The organism is Pseudomonas fluorescens, from assembly GCF_000967965.1.
In the GTDB taxonomy this organism is placed as follows: domain Bacteria; phylum Pseudomonadota; class Gammaproteobacteria; order Pseudomonadales; family Pseudomonadaceae; genus Aquipseudomonas; species Aquipseudomonas grandcourensis.
In genome coordinates, this window is sequence record NZ_LACC01000057.1 from 11,067 (window position 1) to 13,598 (window position 2,532).

Sequence of the window (2,532 nt, forward strand, 5' to 3'; positions counted from 1 at the left end):
ATGTCGAACAGTTGCGGCACCTGACCGACTTCGACCGCTTGGCCGGCGTACATCACGCACACGCGCTGGGCGGTTTCGGCCACGACGGCGAGGTCGTGGGTGATCAGCACCAGGCCCATGTTCTGCTCTTTCTGCAACGCCAGCAGCAGGTCCATGATCTGCGCCTGGATGGTGACGTCCAGCGCCGTGGTCGGTTCGTCGGCGATCAGCAGTTTCGGTTCACCGGCAATCGCCATGGCAATCGCGACACGCTGGCTCATGCCACCGGACAGTTGATGCGGGTAGGCGTCCATGCGGCTGGCGGCACCCGGGATCTCGACTTTTTCCAGCAGTTCGATGGCGCGCTTGCGGGCCGCCTTGCCGGACATTTTCAGGTGCAGGCGCAGCACTTCTTCGATCTGGAAGCCGACGGTGTAGCTCGGGTTCAGCGCGGTCATCGGATCCTGGAAGACCATGGACAGGTCTTTGCCGACGATCTGCCGACGCTGGCGATTGTTGAGCTTGAGCATGTTCTTGCCGTCGAAATTCAGGGCGTCGGCAGTGACGATCCCCGGGTGCTCGATCAGGCCCATCAGCGCCATCATGGTCACGGACTTGCCGGAACCGGATTCGCCAACGATGGCCAGCACTTCGCCCTTGTCCACTTGCAGGTCGAGGCCATCGACCACTGGCGTGGCGTTTTTGTCGCCGAAGCGAACGTTGAGATTCTTGATTTCTAGCAGTGACATGGGAATCTCCTCAGGCGGCGTTCTTGAGTTTCGGGTCCAGCGCATCGCGCAGGCCGTCGCCCATCAGGTTGATTGCCAGCACGCTGAGCAAAATGGTCAAACCAGGCAGGCTCACCACCCACCAGGCGCGTTCGATGTAGTCGCGAGCCGAAGCCAGCATGGTGCCCCACTCAGGGGTTGGCGGTTGTACGCCAAGGCCGAGGAAGCCCAGTGCGGCGGCATCGAGGATCGCCGAGGAGAAGCTCAGGGTGGCCTGAACGATCAGCGGCGCCATGCAGTTAGGCAGCACGGTGACGAACATCAGGCGTGGCAGGCCGGCACCGGCCAGGCGCGCGGCGGTTACGTAGTCGCGGTTCAGCTCGCCCATCACCGCGGCGCGGGTCAGACGAACATAGGACGGCAGGGACACCACGGCGATGGCAATGATGGTGTTGATCAGGCCAGGGCCGAGGATGGCGACAATCGCCACGGCCAGCAGCAGCGACGGCAGGGCCAGCATGATGTCCATCAGACGCATGATGGTCGGGCCGAGAATCCGCGGGTAGAACCCGGCGAACAGGCCCAGGAGAATCCCCGGGATCAGCGACATCACCACCGACGACAAACCGATCAGCAACGACAGGCGCGAACCATTGATCAGACGCGACAGCAGGTCGCGGCCCAGTTCATCGGTGCCGAGCAGGAACTGCAACTGTCCACCTTCCAGCCAGGCCGGTGGGGTCAGCAGGAAATCGCGGTACTGCTCGCTCGGGTCGTGAGGGGCGACCCATGGGGCGAAGATGGCGCAGAAAATCACCAGCAGCATGAACATCAGGCCGGCGACGGCACCTTTGTTCTTGGCGAACGCTTGCCAGAATTCTTTGTACGGAGACGGGTACAGCAGGCTTTGATCGACTGCTACCGATGGAATTGGAGTGGTCATGTTCATGATCTCAGCGCTGATGACGGATGCGTGGGTTGGCAAAGCCGTAGAGGATGTCCACTACGAAGTTGACCACAATCACCAGGCAGGCGATTAACAGGATGCCGTTTTGCACGACGGGGTAATCCCGGGCGCCAATGGCTTCGATCAGCCATTTGCCGATGCCCGGCCACGAGAAGATGGTTTCGGTCAGGACCGCACCGGCCAGCAATGTGCCGACTTGCAGGCCAACCACGGTCAGTACCGGAATCAACGCGTTACGCAGACCGTGCACGAACACCACGCGCGACGGCGACAGGCCCTTGGCCTTGGCGGTGCGAATGTAGTCTTCACGCAGCACTTCGAGCATCGAAGAACGGGTCATCCGCGCGATCACTGCCAGCGGAATGGTGCCGAGTACGATGGCCGGCAGGATCAGGTGGTGCAGGGCGTCGAAGAAAGCGTCCGGCTCGTTGGCCAGCAGGGTGTCGATCAGCATGAAGCCGGTGCGTGGCTCGATGTCGTAGAGCAGGTCGATACGCCCGGAAACCGGGGTCCAGCCCAGGCTCACCGAGAAGAACATGATCAGGATCAGGCCCCACCAGAAGATCGGCATCGAGTATCCCGCCAGGGAGACCCCCATCACCCCATGGTCGAACAGGGACCCTCGCTTGAGTGCCGCGATCACTCCGGCCAAGAGGCCCAGGACACCGGCGAACAACAGCGCGGCCGAGGACAGTTCCAGGGTCGCGGGGAATAGGGAGGTGAATTCGCTCCACACGCTTTCACGGGTTCGCAGGGATTCCCCGAGATCGCCGTGGGCCAGTTTGCCGATGTAATCCAGGTACTGGGCATACAGGGGTTTGTTCAGACCTAGGCGTTCCATTGCCTGAGCGTGCATTT

General features: G+C 61.8%; 3 protein-coding genes. All 3 read right to left on the minus strand.

The annotated features are described in order from the left end of the window. Positions 1 to 728: ABC transporter ATP-binding protein (locus VC35_RS27910; protein WP_404942378.1), on the minus strand; the 728-nt coding region annotated here is incomplete at its 3' end. A gap of 10 nt (positions 729 to 738) precedes the next feature. Further along, positions 739 to 1,650, minus strand: a complete 912-nt coding sequence (locus VC35_RS27915) for an ABC transporter permease subunit (RefSeq protein WP_046043946.1) — start codon at positions 1,648 to 1,650, stop codon at positions 739 to 741. Between the two features lie 10 nt (positions 1,651 to 1,660). Then, positions 1,661 to 2,532, minus strand: an 872-nt coding sequence (locus VC35_RS27920) for an ABC transporter permease subunit (protein ID WP_046043948.1), incomplete at its 5' end; no start/stop codon positions are given.

Bases quoted from the DNA above. Each gene is read 5' to 3' on its own strand.
- VC35_RS27915 (WP_046043946.1), bottom strand. From the start codon at position 1,650: ATGACCACTCCAATTCCATCGGTAGCAGTCGATCAAAGCCTGCTGTAC.